Genomic DNA, 15559 nt, shown 5'->3' with positions numbered 1-15559 from the left:
GCATGCGTTGTCATAAGTTAAAAATCGCAACAAAAACAATAATAACTCATTGTGAGGAAACATCATGCGCTACCCGGTTACTATCCGCAGCGTGCCTGCACATCAATCGCTTATCAGCCTGACTCTTGCGTTCTGCGCGGGTTCGTCAGCCGTTGTTCAAGCCGATCAAAATAGCGGTTTTGTCGATGGCGCTAAGGCCACCCTCAATTTGCGCAACGCTTACATCAATCGTAACTTCACCAACCCGAACAACGCCCAGGGCAAGGCCGAGGAATGGACCCAGAACTTCATCCTCGACGCCAAGTCCGGCTTCACCCAGGGCGTGGTTGGTTTCGGCGTGGACGTGCTGGGCCTGTACTCGGTCAAGCTCGACGGCGGCCGTGGCACGGCGGGTACGCAACTGCTTCCGGTGCATGACGACGGTCGCCCGGCCGACGACTTCGGCCGTTTGGGCGTGGCCCTGAAGGCAATGGTGTCGAAGACCGAGTTGAAGGTCGGCGAATGGATGCCGGTGCTGCCGATCCTGCGGTCCGACGACGGCCGCTCCCTGCCCCAGACCTTCCGTGGCGGCCAAGTGACCTCCACCGAAATCAACGGCCTGAGCCTCTACGGCGGCCAGTTCCGTGGCAACAGCCCGCGCAACGACGCGAGCATGGAAGACATGTCCATGAACGGCCGCGGCGCGTTCACCTCCGACCGTTTCAACTTCGGCGGTGGCGAATACGCCTTCAATGAAAAACGCACCCAGGTCGGTGTGTGGTACGCGGAACTGTCCGACATCTACCAGCAGCAATATTTCAACCTGACCCACAGCCAGCCCATCGGCGACTGGACCCTGGGCGCCAACCTCGGCTACTTCATCGGCAGGGAAGACGGCAGCGCCCTAGCCGGCGACCTGGACAATAAAACCGCGTTCGCCATGCTCTCGGCCAAATACGGCGGCAATACATTCTATGTCGGCCTGCAGAAAGTCGGCGGAGATGACGCCTGGATGCGCGTCAACGGCACCAGCGGCGGCACCCTGGCCAACGACAGCTACAACTCCAGCTATGACAACGCCAAGGAAAAATCCTGGCAACTGCGCCACGACTTCAACTTCGCCGTCGTCGGCGTGCCGGGCCTGACCCTGATGAACCGCTACATCAGCGGTGACAACGTGCACACCGCCACAGTCGACGACGGCAAGGAATGGGGCCGCGAAACCGAACTGGCCTATACCGTGCAGAGCGGCGCGCTGAAAAACCTCAACGTGAAATGGCGCAATGCGTCGATTCGTCGGGACTTCAGCACTAATGAGTTTGATGAAAACCGGATTTTCATCAACTACCCCATCTCGCTGCTATAAACATCACAGGTTCTCCCCCTTGATGAGTAGCAGCGTTCAGGGACGCCGCTACTTTTCCTTTGGTTGCAATAACTTCCGCGCCAGCGCCAAGGCTTCATCTTCAGTGGTTGAGATGAGCATGGGATAACCCCAAAATTTTTCATACATTATTGCGAACGCTTTGCCTGCCAGCCGTTTGGCGAGACTTGATTCGATATGAATCGAGGCTTTGACATAACGCTTGAGTTCGCTTTTGTGGCGCTTCATCCATAGGGTTATTTGTTTCAGTTCCTCTGGCGAGTGTTCCGGTTGCGACTTGTCCAGACCTTCATTGCTTATCAATACGAAGGGCTCATTGCGAGCAAGCACGGCTTCAAACTCGGCAAGTGACTCTTCTTGGCTATGGCCCGGTGTGGTTTTTTGCAACCAAACGAACGGAAATTGTGTGGCGTCTATACGCATTTCTATAGTCCTTCGACACGTTGCCAAACCTCTGTGATGTCCTGCGGTTTCAGGATACTCTGCAAGCGATCCGGCTGAATTGCACAGGCTGGCCACAATATTGTTCAAAGCAGCCATTTTTATTTTTTGAGGGCTTAGCGTGGGGACATCTGCTATGGCGAACACTGCTAAAAAAGACATGGTTGCCGTATGGGACGTCGATGGCATTTCGCGGCCCGTCGTTGCCCTCAGCGCTTCGATGGTGAGCAAGGATTGGGAGCAAGCCAGCCATCAACATCGTAAGGCGCAACTGCTTTATTCCGTGCGCGGCATCCTCAATTGTGAAATAGAAGATGGCGTCTGGATCGTTCCACCACAATGTGCCGTATGGATACCCGGTGGTTTGTCACATGCGACACGTGGTTCAGGAGAAACGGAATGTTATTGCCTGTTTGTTGAACCTGATGCCGCTCCGGATCTTCCGCGAAACTGCTGCACGATTGGCGTATCACCGCTGTTGCGTGAGTTGCTGCTGAAGGCGGCGGGGTTCTCGGGAGACACTGTCAATGTCGCGCGCGAAGACCGCCTGATCGCAACGTTATTGGACGAGTTGTCGGCAGCCCCCGTGGAGGACCTGCATTTGCCGATGCCTCGCGACACGCGTCTGCGCAGGCTCGCTGAAATGCTCTTGGCCGACCCCGTGGCTAAGGTTTCGGTGCGCGAGTGGGCTACTCGCATTGGCATGAGTGAGCGCAGCATGAGTCGGCTTTTGCTGCAGGAAATAGGGATGAGTTTTGGACGTTGGCGTCGGCAATTGCATGTAATTGTGTCACTGCAACGCATGACCAAGGGCGAAAGCGTCCAATCGGTTGCATTGGAGCTTGGTTATGAGGGACCCAGTGGCTTCATCACGATGTTCCGCAAAACCGTAGGCAAACCGCCTGTGCAATATCTCTCCGCCCGCTCAGCCAGCGCTCTTATCGCAGGTGACTCATTGCCCGTGCCGTTAATCCTGTTTCCTGACGACGTGTAATGGCTCGTAGGCGATCTATCCGAGCCTGACCAATCCTGGCGGCAGGACGACTCAGCCATAAGCCGCTGCCGGGAAGGTCTTGCCGCTTTTTCTACATTGCGAAATGTTTTGCAGTTTTCTCATTTCGGCTGGAAAACGACCAATCGCTGACATTGGCTGAACTGGAAAATAATCTGGCCATCCTTCGATATCTGGCAACGGCGGCTTGTTGCTAGATTGCGCGACAACGAATGCAAATCAGTTTCACTTGAGATTGATTTGTCACTTCTGTTCTCCGGCCTGGTGCCGGTTGAGTTGTCGGCCCTCTCTCAAACCCGTCTCTCGACGGTCGGCCGCTGTCTGTTTTTTCTTGATAAGGAATGGCTGATGTGGAGTTTGTTGACTTACTGCGGTGAGCGGCGCCCTTGCGTGCCTGAGCGTTTGCTGACAAACCCAGTGACTGCAGTGCTGTTGGTGTTTTTAGGTAGTTCGAGTTGTGTAATGGCGCAGGACCCTGTCGAAGCCGATGAGAGCACTCAGTCTCAAGGCGTGATGATTCTCCCATCGGTGACGATAAGCGGGACGAGGACACCCGATACCACCACGACGGAAGGGACGGGGCTTTACACCACCGGCCAGACCACCGCCGCGACTCGCTTGCCGCTGACGTTGCGGGAGACGCCGCAATCAATTTCCGTGGTAACGCGTCAGCGCATGGACGATCAAAAGCTGGATTCAGTTCAGGGGGTACTGGAGAGCACGACTGGCATCTCGTCTTACCAATCAGATAGCCAACGCACGAGTTTCTATTCCCGAGGTTTTCTGATCGACAACATTCAGTATGACGGCATACCCGCCATCATCGGTGATGTCATAAACGGCAGCGGTATCAGCGACCTGGAAACGGCATTTTACGACCGTGTCGAAATTGTGCGCGGGGCTAACGGGCTTCTTACCGGCACGGGCAATCCGTCGGCTGCGGTCAACCTGGTGCGCAAAAGACCAACGCCAGAGTTCTCGGCCTCCACCTCTATCAGTGCGGGGGCCTGGGACAGTTTCCGAGAGATGGGGGATGTTTCCGTACCGTTGACAACCGACGGTCGTATCCGAGCACGTATGGTAGGGGTCAATAACGATGGTCACTCCTACATCGATGGTTACCAAACACAAAAGCAAGCGTTCTACGGGGTCATTGAGGCAGATCTCACCGAAGATACCACTTTGGATATTGGGTATGACTATCAGAACAGTTCCCCTGAGCGACCGACATGGGGCGGTGTTCCTCTATGGTTCAGCAACGGCTCAGAGGCAGAATGGTCGCGCTCCAAATCCCTGGCCGCGGACTGGAATCGCTGGGACAGCACCCGGCAGACTGCTTTTGCCGAACTTGAACACCGGTTTGATAACGGTTGGAAAGTTCACGGTGTGGTGAACCAGTACCGCACTAAGTATGACTCCCAGTTATTGGGCGGGTTTGGTACACCCGACCAGGAGACTGGATTAGGCATTTTCCCTAATGGCGCTTATCCGGTTGCGTTGGCCGGCAAAGGGAAAAGCCGTCAAAACACCTTTGATGTGATGGCGAGCGGTCCCTTCGATTTAATGGGGCGCCAACATGACCTGGTAGTAGGCGCTATGAGTTCTCGGTATACCTCGAATAAAGACGATATCAGTCCCTTTTTTGTAGGGTTCACACCCGGCAATATCTACAATTGGAATAATCATTTCCCCAAGCCCGACTTTGATGCAATGGCGTCTATGCCGACCGATACCGAGGTTAAACAGCGCGGCTTCTATAGTACAGCGAGATTCTCATTGGCCGCCCCATTGAAATTGATTGTCGGAGGGCGGTTCAGTCGGTACGAGATCGACGAGACTGCAGGTGGGACGCCGTTCAATTATAAAAAGAGTAATGAGTTTACACCTTATGCAGGCCTGATATACGACATTGATAATACGTATTCCGTATATATCAGTTATACCGGCATATTTAACCCGCAAACATCGTTCCGAGACAGCAATGGCAATGTCCTCACACCGACGGAGGGCAAGACGAAAGAGATTGGCCTCAAGGCTGAATACCTGGAGGGGCGATTGAATGCGTCTGTCGCATTGTTTGACACTGAACTGGACAACGCTGCACAACCGGATGGCAGTCTTCTTACGCCAGGCGGTGCGCAAGCTTACAAAGGTATTGATGGCACCAGATCCCGCGGGGTCGAGTTTGACCTGCAGGGTGAAGTTGCTCCCAATTGGAACATCTACGCTGGCATCGCCGCTTTCACAGCCAAGGATGGCAACGACGCCAGGCTGAACGCACAGGTACCGCGCACAACCGCTCAGATGTTCACTACGTACAAATTACCTGGCATGTTGGAAAAGTTGACTTTGGGCGGAGGCGTCAGATGGCAAAGCCGCTTCTTAAGCAGCAGTACGAGCACGAGGGTAGCGGAACAAGACCCCTATGCGCTGACGTCACTGATGGCGCGTTATGAGTTGACAAGGAACATGGACCTATCAATCAATGTCAACAATGTGTTTGATAAAAAATATGCAACCCAGAAAGGCGATTTCGATACTGTCAGTTATGGAGCGCCGCGTAATGCACTGATGACATTGAACTATAAATTGTAGCTTGCGCGGTAACCGAATCACTCCGCCAGCTTAAACTCCGCGGCCTCGTCAAACTTCGACCGGGCCGCTTCAACCTCGGGCAGTTTGTCGAGCGTCCATCTATGCAATTCGCGAAATGGCTGGGTTCCACGCGACAAACTGGCCGGTCATTTCCATGACACCTATGGCCAGGCATTGGCCAATATCTACGCCAGCTTGCTGGAAGGCATCAGTGTAGGAAACTTCGATGCTGGAATTAAAGCCGCAATGTTTTTCGTCGGAGTGCCCAAGCCGGGCGCTGTTCGACCAAATCGCTGATAAGTGGTCAATGATGGTTCTGGCGGTGCTTGATGACGGGCCGCATCGTTTTAACGCCATCAGACGTCGGGAAAACGCTTCGGAAGCGGCGGCGAAAACGGCTATCTCTTTGACGCCCGCTGCTATCGCGCCTTCGAGTCCTTTGAGGTTGGGAGTCAGCGCTGCATAGATGACGCCGTCGCGCTGTTCAATACCTGCAAAGACCTCGGCACTGCCAGCCATTTGCGGTACCCACTGGGGGGAAACAAAGCTCCCCACCTCGATATAGCCGAGTCCCGAGGCGGAGAGTTGGTTGATCAGGTGAATCTTGTCGTTTACCCCTATCGGCTGCTTCTCGTTTTGCAAGCCGTCACGCGGCCCGACCTCCACCAAGCGAACGCTCGATGGCAGGCTCATGGCGGGGTCTCCTTTTCCAGTTCGACCAGGGCAACACCCTCGCTGATTAGTTCGCCTTCACTGCAGTAAATGGCTTGGACCACGCCATTGTGGGGGGCGCGATACTATGCTCCATCTTCATGGCCTCCAGTACCACCAGCGGTGCGCCAGCCTCGACCTGCTGACCTGCCTCTACCAGGATGCGTACGATGCTGCCATTCATGGGGGCCGTGAGTCCGCCACCATGTCCCGACTGAGCCGCACCTGCATGAGCAATAGGGTCCACCTGGCGAACCGTATGCAATACACCGTTCCACTTCAGATAGAGAACATTACCTTTGCGGTAAAACGTCTGGCGCTGAAGACGGGCAGATGCATCATCGGTTGTCGCTAGCTTCAGTGGGCAGGTGGTCACCATTGCGCAGTGTCAGCGCGATTTCATTGGGCAGACCTGCACGCCAACCTGTGTGACCACTCCTGGGGGAGTAGGGGTGATCATGCCGCATGCGCTCGCCATCGCTGATGACAAATGCGGCGGCTGCCGCACGCCAAAAGTCGTCCGGTAGCGGCTCTTGCTCGGGTAGCAGATCCGCCTCGTGACGAGAAATGAAACCAGTATCCAGCTCCGCCGCTGCGAAGGCCGGGTGCCCAATGATGCGGGCGAGAAAGGCCAGGTTGGTTTTGAAACCACCGACCGCCGTTTCCTTGAGCATGACCAGCAGTCGTTGGCGCGCCTCCTCACGGTTTTCGCCCCAGGCGATCAGCTTGGCCACCATTGGGTCATAGAACGGCGAGACTTCATCTCCTTCGGCGACGCCGCTGTCTACCCTGCGCCCCGGGCCGCCAGCCGGCTCCCGGTACAAATCGAGATGGCCACTGGTGGGTAAAAAGCCGCCTTCAGGATCCTCTGCATACAGGCGTACTTCGATGGCATGCCCCTGAAGCGGCACTTCATCCTGGGTGATCGGCAGAGGCTCGCCACGTGCTACCCGGATCTGCCAGGCGACAAGGTCGAGACCGGTAATGGCCTCGGTTACTGGGTGCTCCACTTGCAGACGGGTATTCATCTCCATAAAGAAGAATTCCCCGCGGGCATCGAGCAGGAATTCGACAGTGCCTGCCCCCACGTAGTCGATGGCTTTCGCGGCCTGAACGGCGGACTCTCCCATGGCGCGCCGCAGCTCGCGTGATAGACCAGGCGCAGGTGCTTCCTCAACGACTTTTTGATGACGCCGTTGATTGGAGCAATCACGCTCGTTCAGGTAAAGGCAGTTGCCGTGCTGGTCGGCGAACACCTGAATTTCCACATGACGTGGTTTTATCACGTATTTTTCCACCAGATCCGCGAGTCGCCGAATGCGGCTTGCGCTTCGCGTTGAGCAGAACTGCGCGCCTCGTGCAGATCGTTCTTCCGCTCGACAACTTTCATGCCTTTGCCACCACCACCGGCGGTGGCTTTCGGTAAAACGGGGTAGCCGATGTACTCTGCGGCAGCGCGAAAGGTTTCCAGGTCTTGCGCTTCGCCGTGATAGCCGGGCACTAACGGAACACCGGCTTTTTCCATCAATGCCTTGGCTGCGGACTTGCTGCCCATGGCTTCGATAGCGCTGGCAGGTGGGCCGAGGAAAATCAGGCCCGCTGCTTCCAATTGATGGGCAAACGAGGCGTTTTCCGAGAGAAAACCATAGCCGGGATGCACGGCGTCCGCGCCGCTGGCCTTGGCGGCCGCAATGATTTTTTCCGCGAGCAAATAGCTTTCGCTGGGCTTGGTTCCACCGAGACTGATGGCAATATCCGCTTCTCGAACGTGCCGAGCGGTGCGATCGATATCGCTGTAAACGGCAACGGTGGCGAGCCCCAGATCTTTGGCGGTACGCATCACACGGCAGGCGATTTCACCACGGTTGGCGATCAGTAAGGTGTTGAGAGTTTTCATGCCGATTCTCCCAGCCAGTCTGGTGTGCGTTTTTCCAAGAAGGCGTTCAGCCCCTCCTGACCCTCTTCGCTGGTGCGAATGCTGGCGATGGTGGTCTCAGTGCGTTGGCGCAGCTCTGCGCTCAGTGCTCCGCTGCCGACATCCAACAACAAGGACTTGGTCACTCGCATGGCCAGCGGGCTGTTTTTCAGCAAGTTTGCAACCCACTGTTCAACGGCGGGATCGAGCTCTGCGGCCGGGTAAGTCTCGGCAAGAAGGCCCAATTGCTGCGCGCGTTCGCCATCGAAACGCTCGGCGGTTAGGGCGTAGCGGCGCGCGGCACGTTCGCCGATCGCTTGTACGACATAGGGACTGATGACCGCCGGGGCCAGCCCGATGCGTACTTCTGAAAGACTGAACAAGGCGTCCGTTGCACCGATGGCCATGTCACAGCAACTGACCAATCCCATTGCTCCGGCGAACGCAGCGCCTTGAACGACCGCCAGGGTTGGCATGGGGAGTTGATGAAGGCGCTCCATTAGTTCACCCAGTTCGTGGGCATCCTTGAGGTTTTCTGCATAACTGAGCAAGGTGCAGTTCTGCGTCCAGGTCAGGTCTGCTCCGGCGGAAAAGTGTTTGCCTCGCCCTCGTAGCAGCAGAAATCTTGCGATCTCGCTATCAAACAGAATGCGCAGGGCTGCGTTCAGCTCGCTGATCATTTCGGCATTGAACGCATTGTTTTTATCGGGACGATTCAGCCAGAGCGTGGCAACGCCGGTTGGTTCTATATCCAGTTCAATGGTGATGAAGTCGGTCATCTCTTCGGTCTCAATGGGTGGCCATTTTTGCGGTGCAGGTGCGCCGATATCACATGCGGAAAACACCGAAGGTGGTGGGTTCGATAGGAGCATTAAGGGCGGCTGAAAGAGCCAGTGCGAGGATGTCGCGGGTCTGCGCCGGGTCGATGACGCCGTCGTCCCAGAGACGTGCACTCGAGTAGTAGGCGTGCGCCTGGCGTTCGTACTGCACCACGATGGGTTGCTTGAGGTTCTGCTCTTCCTCTTCGGTGAACACCTGGCCGGCGCGTTGTGCTTGGCCCTGCTTCACCTAAACCAGCACGCCCGCCGCTTGCTGTGCCCCCATCACCCCGATCTTGGCGTTGGGCCACATCCACAAAAAGCGTGGGTCGTATGCGCGGCCACACATCCCGTAATTACCAGCGCCAAAGCTCCCGCCGATGATCACCGTGAATTTCGGCACTTTTGGCGCAGGCCACGGCAGTAACGAGCTTGGCACCATGTTTGGCGATACTGCCGGCCTCATATTTCTGGCCGACCATAAAGCCGGTGATGTGCTGCAGGAACAGCAAGGGAATGCCGCGCTGGCAGGCCGTAGCACAGGCCGATGCCATCGGCTGCGCGAGATATTTCTTCCATGGCTACCATATGGGCCAGATAGCCCATGCCCGCGCCGCCATACTCCTCAGAAACGGTCAGGCCGAGCAGGCCCATATCGCCGAACTTACGCCACAGGTCCATAGGGCATTGATCTGTACGGTCTGCCTGCTCGGCTCGAGGCGTGATTTCTTTTGCGGCAAAGCCCGCAACGGATTCGCGCAGCATGTCGATCTCTTCGCCAAGGAAAAAATTCAGGCGGGGCAGGTTATGCATGGTGTGGCTCTCCAGTGTCTCGTTACGTGCTTTACGTTAACGTAAGCGTCATTATTAAGAGTGTCAACTAGGTAAACCTATATATCTATGTGTGGCGCTTAAATTGGTTGGTTACTACCGGGATCGCGAGATGCGTAGAGGCTTTGGCTTCACTGCGCCGATAAAAGAGGACGGGGATTGAAAACGAGAGGCTCGCCAGAAGAGGGGGCGCTAGAACTCAAGATCGGATGCCAAGTGTTTGAGCAATTTGCGCGGCTCCTTGCTTTGAATCACCGAGAACATCGGGTTTCTCATGCTGCGGCATATTTTTGATGCAGCGCTTAGCGGTGGTTTTGACGGCCAAGTCGGTGCCATGAATTCGTGAGGCCAGGAGGAGGGCCAGCGACGGCTTTGTTGAGGTGAGAAGGGCGGCCCGTTATCCGTTACCGGTGTTGTTTGACGGTTTTGCTGTTCAGGTTTTCAGCAATATTGCGCAATACGTTGGTCAGCACGGTGATATCTGCTTCGGAGATGTTCTGCAGTGCGGCTTCGCGTACGTTGGTCGTGCTGCTGCTGATGGTGTCCAGTTCGGCAGATGCCTTGTCTTTCAAGAACAACAGGTGTGCGCGGCGGTCACTGGGGTCCTGGCGTCGCTCTAACAGTCCTTGGCGTTCAAGGCGATCCAGCACTCCGGTCAGCGTCATGTTTCTTTTGGCCAGCGCCTCGGCAAGGTCGGCTTGTCGGCATCCTGGATGCCTGGCGATGTAGGCCAGTACCTGGGCTTGGCGAAGCGTCAGGTTGCGGTTTTCGATCTGTTGTACGAAGGCGCAGCGAATCAGCCTGGCTGCTTCGGTGACCATGTACTCCACGTTGCTCTTATCCAACATCATGCTGCTATCCCTTCGTGCGAGTTTTTGTCGTTGTAGTGGGCATGGGGCAACGCGATGTCTAGCTGCTGCCGTTGCTGTTGTCTATGTACGATAACCTAGTTATACAAGTAACGTAAGGGGTCTTTGCCGTGTTCGCGATAGTCACTCGCGAGGTAGCGGCCAGCTCGACTGCTACTCGGCTATGACATTTGCTGGGGGCGGATTTCGCGAGGGCACACGCAGCAAGAGCGTCATTGGCAGCGCTGCCAGGGTGATGAACATCATCAGGCGGAAGTCCTGCAGGTAGGCCAGGGTCACGGCCTGGCGAGCAACTTCCTTGTCCAGTTTCATCAGGCCTGCTGTGGTATCAAGGTCGTACACTCCCGCCTGCACGGCCAGTTGTAGTGGCTGGCTGAACGGCGTCAGGTAGCCGGTGAACACGGCGTGATTAATTTGTGTCCGCTGGCTCAGGTAAGTAATCACGATTGAGATGCCAATGCCGGAACCGACATTGCGCAAGAGGCTGTACAGCGCAGTTCCTTCGTTGCGAAAGGCCGGCGCCAGCGTCGAAAAACTGATCGTTGTCAGCGGCGTGAAAATCAGACCAAGGCCAAAGCCCTGGGTGATACCGGTACGAATGATGTCTGCGCTCGACGAATCGAGATTGAACTGTGTCATTTCCCAGAGAGACAGGCTGGTCAGCAACAGTCCGAGGGCAATCAGCGGGCGAGGATCCACTTTGGAAATCAGTCTTCCAACCAGCAGCATCGCGACCATGGTGCCAAAGCCGCGGGGGGCCAATACATAGCCCACGTCCAGCACTGGGTAGCCCAAGAGGTTCTGCATAAAGGGTGGTAGCAAGGCCATGGTGGCAAGCAATACGATGCCCACCAGGAAGATGAAGATCAGCCCCATACACAGGTTGCGGTCTTTGAACATGTCAGGGTTGATAAACGGCTGAGGATGCGTGCAGGTGTGTACAATGAACAGGTAAAGACACAGCCCCGCCAAAAAGCCTTCTACCAGGATTTCACCACTGGCGAACCAGTCCAGCGATTCGCCCCGATCCAGCATGAGCTGAAAGGCTCCAATAGCAACTGCCAGTAGAGTGAAACCGAGGTAGTCGAATTTCCTCGTTGTATCTATCGAGCTCTCCTGGACGGATGTGGCCAACCCCAGCCAGGCGAGTACACCGAAGGGCAGGTTGATATAAAACACCCAGTGCCAGGAGTAATACTCGGTTAGCCAGCCGCCCAGTGTCGGACCCAGAATCGGACCGACCATGACGCCCACTCCCCACATCGCCATCGCCGACCCATGTTTTTCCTTGGGGTAGGTGTCCAGCAGCAATGACTGCGACAGAGGTACCAGGCTGGCGCCGAAAAAACCCTGCAGAATCCTGAAGGCTACGATCTGCTCCAGGGTCTGCGCCGCGCCACACATCATAGAGGTAATGGTGAAGCCCACGGTTGACCAGATAAGGATGCGCTTGCGCCCGAATCGCGATGAGAGAAACCCCGTCAATGGTGTGGCGATGGCGGCGGCAATTACGTATGAGGTCAGCACCCAGTTGATCTGTTCCTGGGTAGTGCCCATGGTTCCCTGAATGTGAGGCAGGGCAACGTTGGCAATAGTGGTATCCAGCGCCTGCATGATGGTCGCCAGCATGACCGACAACGTAATCACTGCTCGGCGAGCTTCCGGGGAGCGTTGTGGTGTAGATGTCATGTTCGATGAGCTTTAAAAGAGCAGGCTGGTCAGGCTGCGGCGGTGCGTGGTGTCGATTTCGACAACCGCGCTCAAACCTGCGCGCAAATCGGGTACGTCGGCTTGTGCGGCGAGCCGAATTCGTACGGGAATCCGTTGGCCGACCTTGACCCAGTTACCGGTTGCGTTCTGCGCAGGTAGCACAGAGAACTCGGCGCCGGTTGCAGGGCTCAGACTGTCGACAATGCCCATCCAGCTGCGACTGGGATACATATCGAATCGCACCTCTACCTGTTGCCCGGGGCGTACGTAGGTCAGGTCCTTTTCCGGAAAGTTGGCTTCTATCCAGAGATCCCGATTGGCGACCAGGGTCATCGTGGTGCTGCCTGCCATGATGTACTGGCCAGGCTTAGGCAAGTTGCTCACATGGCCGGCCAGCGAGGCGCGTACTTCGATTCGGACCAGGTCCAGCCGTGCCCGTTCCAGTCCTGCGAGAGCCGCCAGGTAGCTGGGGTGCTTCTCGATAGGGCTGTTTACGTCGCCGCCGAGCGATTCGACGATGCGAGTAAGGTCGTGCTCCTTGGCCACTTGCTCCTGTTCGGCAATTTGTTTGAGTTGCCTGGCCTCGTCGAGGCGAGCGGGGGACAGATAGCCTTTGGCTGCTAGATTCTCCTGGCGATGCCAGTCGCGCGCCGAGTATTCGGTGCGGGTTCGCGCCAGCGCCAGTTCAGCTTTCTTTTCTTGAAAACTGGCTTTTAGGGAGGCGAGGTCTGTGCGTGTCTCGGCCAGTTCGGCCTCGGCCTTAGCGGCGGCGATTCGGAAGTTTGCCGGGTCGATGCGGAACAGCAATTCGCCGGCCGCGACATCCTGGTTTTCTTTGGCCACTACCTCCAGCACCGTTCCCGAAATGTCCGCACTGATGGGTACTTTATCGGCTTTGACGTAGGCGTTATCCGTCTCTACATAGCGTCCACCGTGGAGGTACAGCGCGACCGAGGCGGCGATAACGCAGCCAGGAAGCACGACCATCAATAGCAATCGGCGACGGCGTTGGGGCTTTTTTTCCAGGGACAATTCGCTATTCATGAACTGGCTCATGCAGAGAGGTTGGTGCGGACATGACGCAAGGCGAAGACCAGGGCCTGGGCTTCGTCAGAGGAAAGGTTGCGCAGCGCTTGCTGTCGCGTTTGTTCGGCCACCAGGGCGATGGTTGAGAGTTCTGCTTCTGCCTTGGGACGCAGAAACAGACGGTAGGCACGACGGTCATTAGGGTCGCGACGGCGTTCAACCAGATCCGCGAGTTCCAGCTGGTCGATCAGTCTGGCCAGGCTAATCGGCTTTATTTCCAGCATGTCTGCCAGCTCAACTTGCCGGCAGCCCTGATGTTTGGCCACGTAGATCAGCGTGCGGGCCTGACTGAGGGGCAGCCTGTTGCCTGCGAGGTGTTTCTCGAAGGAGCGGCGCATCAGTTTCGCCACATCCACGATCAGGAAGCCTAGGCTTATCTGGTCAGGGCTCATCGGGTGTCATCCTCATAATGAGTAGTGCGTACTAATTGGGCGTATTTTTGCCGGCGACTATGCCATTGGCTGTCGAGGCGTAATTCGATTGCAGGGAGGTGGTTACGCTCTGACCGTACTCATGGGGTAGGGCGGGTCGCGTAATAGCCAACAGCGACGATGAAATGCCCCTGTCGCTTCATCAGCGTGTGCTTCTGCTCTTTGCTTCCCGTCACCGGATTGCGCCATGCGTAGGTGACTTCTCCCTGGACTCGCCCTTTGACGGCGGCAAGCAGGCGCGGGCCGATCAGCTCGCCATCCGCGCCCCTCAGCGTGCGGATATCAGTGCCCACCAAGCGGTGGTCTGCGCCATGGGCGGCGAATTTCTGGGAGGTGTCATCGATAACAAACACATAGAGATCGTCGCGGTTGAAGAATGCGTCGAGGCGATTGATTTTTTCCAGGGTGGCGCGCGGATCTGTCTGCAGGGCACTCACTGAGTCGCCAAGCAGCTGGGCTGCTTCCTGAGGGGAGGAGCGAGGCATGTAATAACCGGCCGCAAAGACCTTGTCGCCTACGCGTTGAAAATACACACGCTTACGTTCGCGCTTGCCGTCCCGCCAGTTCATCCAGTGGTATTCGCGGCTATGGGCAACGTCATCGTTGGCACTGGATAGGGCTTCGTTGAGCGCGCTTTTCAATTCGTCATCGAGCATCGGACGGATATCCCTGCCGATGTAAATGGCGGAGGGGCCGCCGCTGGCCAGCATCACGCCCTGAGTGTTGATCACGTACACGTAGGTGTCTGGAGTGGTGAACCTTCCCTGGCGACTAAGCTGAGCCAACACGGTGTCGCCTTCTTCTTTGTACGCGGCCACGGCCTTCGCGAGCAGGCCTCGTGCCTGACTCGCTTCTGCTTGATAGGCCTCTACGGGGGCAGGAAGGTCCGCCCCCATGACCAGACCGGAGAAAGCGATTAAGCAAGCAAAACTCAGCGCGTAGTGCGGGTGCATAAAGGGCCTTTGGTTAAAACGGTTTGACGAAACTCAACGAAACAGCTCGCCCAGCGAGACGCTGGCGGGAGGGCTGCATGCGGTTTCCGTTGGCTGAACGCAGTAGTGGTGCTGCGCAAGGTACCTGTCGGTAGCGGGAGCAGGGAGCTCGGAGCAGCCGACCAACTGATGAAAAACGCAGGTGAGCATTAGCATTAGCATGTGCGTGCGCATGAGGTGGCCCTCTGTTGTTTTTGTTCTAGTTCACCATCGTCACAGAAAACCCTTTGGGGCTATCTGCTTTAACGTAGTTACCTATGTAGATTAGATCGCTAGGTTCGCTTCCGCAATAGCCATTTGTTGGGGCTGTTCAAAGCATGCGCAATCTGGTGTTCTCAACTCTGGCTGTTTCGCGACAGGGAACCTGCGCCGCCCTTCTGTTCGTGGAGAAAGGCGGCGCAGGGCACTTACACCCTGCGAGCTCGCAGAGGGTTGCATGCGCGGTATCGAGAACATGGGCGGATGCTGCATGCCTTCGAAAATTGATGTTTGCGGTGTAGGGATTTGGAATACAACGCTAACGTAGTTATCCATGTTGAGTCGTGCCTGACTGAATTGCAAGCGCCGGATTCACACAATGCATTTTCGTTGCGCTGGGCTTGAATCGTGGGTATTCCCTGGTCGTAGAGCGGATGAGCATGATCACGCTAAAGAGGAGAACGCTCACCTCCGTTGAAAAGCAACCGAGCAATGACCTTCTGGGGGGGGGCGAGCAGAAATCATTTTACAGAGGCGGTTTTCTGATGTAACTATGTTAACGTAGTTACCTAGGTTGCGAACCCCAG

General features: G+C 56.3%; 10 protein-coding genes and 8 pseudogenes. 5 read left to right on the top strand and 13 right to left on the bottom strand.

The genetic code is table 11. The annotated features are described in order from the left end of the window. Positions 1–64 precede the first annotated feature (64 nt). Positions 65–1345: an OprD family porin gene (locus KW837_RS12700; protein ID WP_218396147.1), complete on the top strand. Its 1281-nt coding sequence runs from the start codon at positions 65–67 to the stop codon at positions 1343–1345. Positions 1346–1393: 48 nt separating this feature from the next. Here KW837_RS12700 and KW837_RS12695 read toward each other — a convergent pair whose 3' ends face one another. After that, the gene (locus tag KW837_RS12695) at positions 1394–1786 is read right to left on the bottom strand and encodes a hypothetical protein (protein WP_192343118.1); all 393 of its coding nucleotides are present in this window, start codon (positions 1784–1786) and stop codon (positions 1394–1396) included. Between the two features lie 154 nt (positions 1787–1940). Here KW837_RS12695 and KW837_RS12690 point away from each other — a divergent pair, with 154 nt between their 5' ends. Both KW837_RS12690 and KW837_RS12685 read left to right on the top strand, forming a co-directional pair. Continuing rightward, complete coding sequence (locus KW837_RS12690; protein WP_218396145.1) at positions 1941–2798, top strand: helix-turn-helix domain-containing protein; 858 nt, start codon at positions 1941–1943, stop codon at positions 2796–2798. 216 nt (positions 2799–3014) lie between these two features. Next, a complete protein-coding gene (locus tag KW837_RS12685) occupies positions 3015–5411 on the top strand; it encodes a TonB-dependent siderophore receptor (RefSeq protein ID WP_256348733.1) in 2397 nt (798 codons plus the stop codon). Between the two features lie 17 nt (positions 5412–5428). Here the strand turns inward: KW837_RS12685 and KW837_RS28770 are convergent. Next, positions 5429–5533: pseudogene (locus KW837_RS28770) on the bottom strand (transcriptional regulator); the annotation flags it as partial. 1 nt (position 5534) lies between these two features. Between KW837_RS28770 and KW837_RS12680 the strand changes: the two are divergent. Together KW837_RS12680 and KW837_RS28765 are read left to right on the top strand one after the other, a co-directional pair. Beyond that, positions 5535–5648 (top strand): annotated as a pseudogene (locus KW837_RS12680) (hydroxymethylglutaryl-CoA lyase); the annotation flags it as partial. Continuing rightward, positions 5638–5778: pseudogene (locus KW837_RS28765) on the top strand (winged helix-turn-helix transcriptional regulator); the annotation flags it as partial. The pseudogenes KW837_RS12680 and KW837_RS28765, both read left to right, overlap by 11 nt. Here KW837_RS28765 and KW837_RS12675 read toward each other — a convergent pair. From KW837_RS12675 to KW837_RS12630, 11 genes and pseudogenes are all read right to left on the bottom strand, one after another. Continuing rightward, a pseudogene (locus tag KW837_RS12675) lies at positions 5772–6104 on the bottom strand (hydroxymethylglutaryl-CoA lyase); the annotation flags it as partial. The pseudogenes KW837_RS28765 and KW837_RS12675 sit on opposite strands and share 7 nt — an antisense overlap. Further along, a pseudogene (locus KW837_RS29065) lies at positions 6101–6420 on the bottom strand (acetyl-CoA carboxylase biotin carboxyl carrier protein subunit); the annotation flags it as partial. The pseudogenes KW837_RS12675 and KW837_RS29065, both read right to left, overlap by 4 nt. 40 nt (positions 6421–6460) lie before the next feature. Then, positions 6461–7972: pseudogene (locus KW837_RS12670) on the bottom strand (acetyl/propionyl/methylcrotonyl-CoA carboxylase subunit alpha); the annotation flags it as partial. A 43-nt stretch (positions 7973–8015) separates the two neighbouring features. Continuing rightward, the gene (locus KW837_RS12665) at positions 8016–8816 is read right to left on the bottom strand and encodes a gamma-carboxygeranoyl-CoA hydratase (protein ID WP_218396144.1); all 801 of its coding nucleotides are present in this window, start codon (positions 8814–8816) and stop codon (positions 8016–8018) included. Between the two features lie 49 nt (positions 8817–8865). Next, positions 8866–9391, bottom strand: a pseudogene (locus tag KW837_RS12660) (carboxyl transferase domain-containing protein); the annotation flags it as partial. Continuing rightward, a pseudogene (locus KW837_RS12655) lies at positions 9387–9668 on the bottom strand (acyl-CoA dehydrogenase family protein); the annotation flags it as partial. The pseudogenes KW837_RS12660 and KW837_RS12655, both read right to left, overlap by 5 nt. A 422-nt stretch (positions 9669–10090) precedes the next feature. Continuing rightward, on the bottom strand, positions 10091–10537 hold the full coding sequence (locus tag KW837_RS12650) for a MarR family winged helix-turn-helix transcriptional regulator (protein ID WP_192343121.1): 447 nt from the start codon (positions 10535–10537) through the stop codon (positions 10091–10093). Positions 10538–10708: 171 nt separating this feature from the next. After that, the gene (locus tag KW837_RS12645) at positions 10709–12244 is read right to left on the bottom strand and encodes a DHA2 family efflux MFS transporter permease subunit (protein WP_218396141.1); all 1536 of its coding nucleotides are present in this window, start codon (positions 12242–12244) and stop codon (positions 10709–10711) included. Positions 12245–12256: 12 nt separating this feature from the next. Further along, positions 12257–13309, bottom strand: a complete 1053-nt coding sequence (locus tag KW837_RS12640) for an HlyD family secretion protein (protein ID WP_256348730.1) — start codon at positions 13307–13309, stop codon at positions 12257–12259. Between the two features lie 8 nt (positions 13310–13317). Then, positions 13318–13743, bottom strand: a complete 426-nt coding sequence (locus KW837_RS12635) for a MarR family winged helix-turn-helix transcriptional regulator (protein WP_218396136.1) — start codon at positions 13741–13743, stop codon at positions 13318–13320. 119 nt (positions 13744–13862) lie between these two features. Further along, positions 13863–14735 (bottom strand): cache domain-containing protein, encoded by an 873-nt coding sequence (locus tag KW837_RS12630; RefSeq protein WP_256348729.1) that lies wholly within the window; start codon positions 14733–14735, stop codon positions 13863–13865. Positions 14736–15559 lie beyond the last annotated feature (824 nt).

The organism is Pseudomonas sp. PDM24 (assembly GCF_019218905.1).
Classification (GTDB): Bacteria; Pseudomonadota; Gammaproteobacteria; order Pseudomonadales; family Pseudomonadaceae; genus Aquipseudomonas.
This window is presented reverse-complemented; position numbering and strand designations above follow the sequence as displayed.

What these genes read in the sequence shown, in the direction of transcription:
- KW837_RS12650 (WP_192343121.1), bottom strand. Translation starts at nt 10,537, where the DNA reads ATGATGTTGGATAAGAGCAACGTGGAGTACATGGTCACCGAAGCAGCC.
- KW837_RS12635 (WP_218396136.1), bottom strand. Translation starts at nt 13,743, where the DNA reads ATGAGCCCTGACCAGATAAGCCTAGGCTTCCTGATCGTGGATGTGGCG.
- KW837_RS12645 (WP_218396141.1), bottom strand. Translation starts at nt 12,244, where the DNA reads ATGACATCTACACCACAACGCTCCCCGGAAGCTCGCCGAGCAGTGATT.
- KW837_RS12690 (WP_218396145.1), top strand. Translation starts at nt 1,941, where the DNA reads ATGGCGAACACTGCTAAAAAAGACATGGTTGCCGTATGGGACGTCGAT.
- KW837_RS12700 (WP_218396147.1), top strand. Translation starts at nt 65, where the DNA reads ATGCGCTACCCGGTTACTATCCGCAGCGTGCCTGCACATCAATCGCTT.
- KW837_RS12695 (WP_192343118.1), bottom strand. Translation starts at nt 1,786, where the DNA reads ATGCGTATAGACGCCACACAATTTCCGTTCGTTTGGTTGCAAAAAACC.
- KW837_RS12665 (WP_218396144.1), bottom strand. Translation starts at nt 8,816, where the DNA reads ATGACCGACTTCATCACCATTGAACTGGATATAGAACCAACCGGCGTT.
- KW837_RS12630 (WP_256348729.1), bottom strand. Translation starts at nt 14,735, where the DNA reads ATGCACCCGCACTACGCGCTGAGTTTTGCTTGCTTAATCGCTTTCTCC.
- KW837_RS12640 (WP_256348730.1), bottom strand. Translation starts at nt 13,309, where the DNA reads ATGAATAGCGAATTGTCCCTGGAAAAAAAGCCCCAACGCCGTCGCCGA.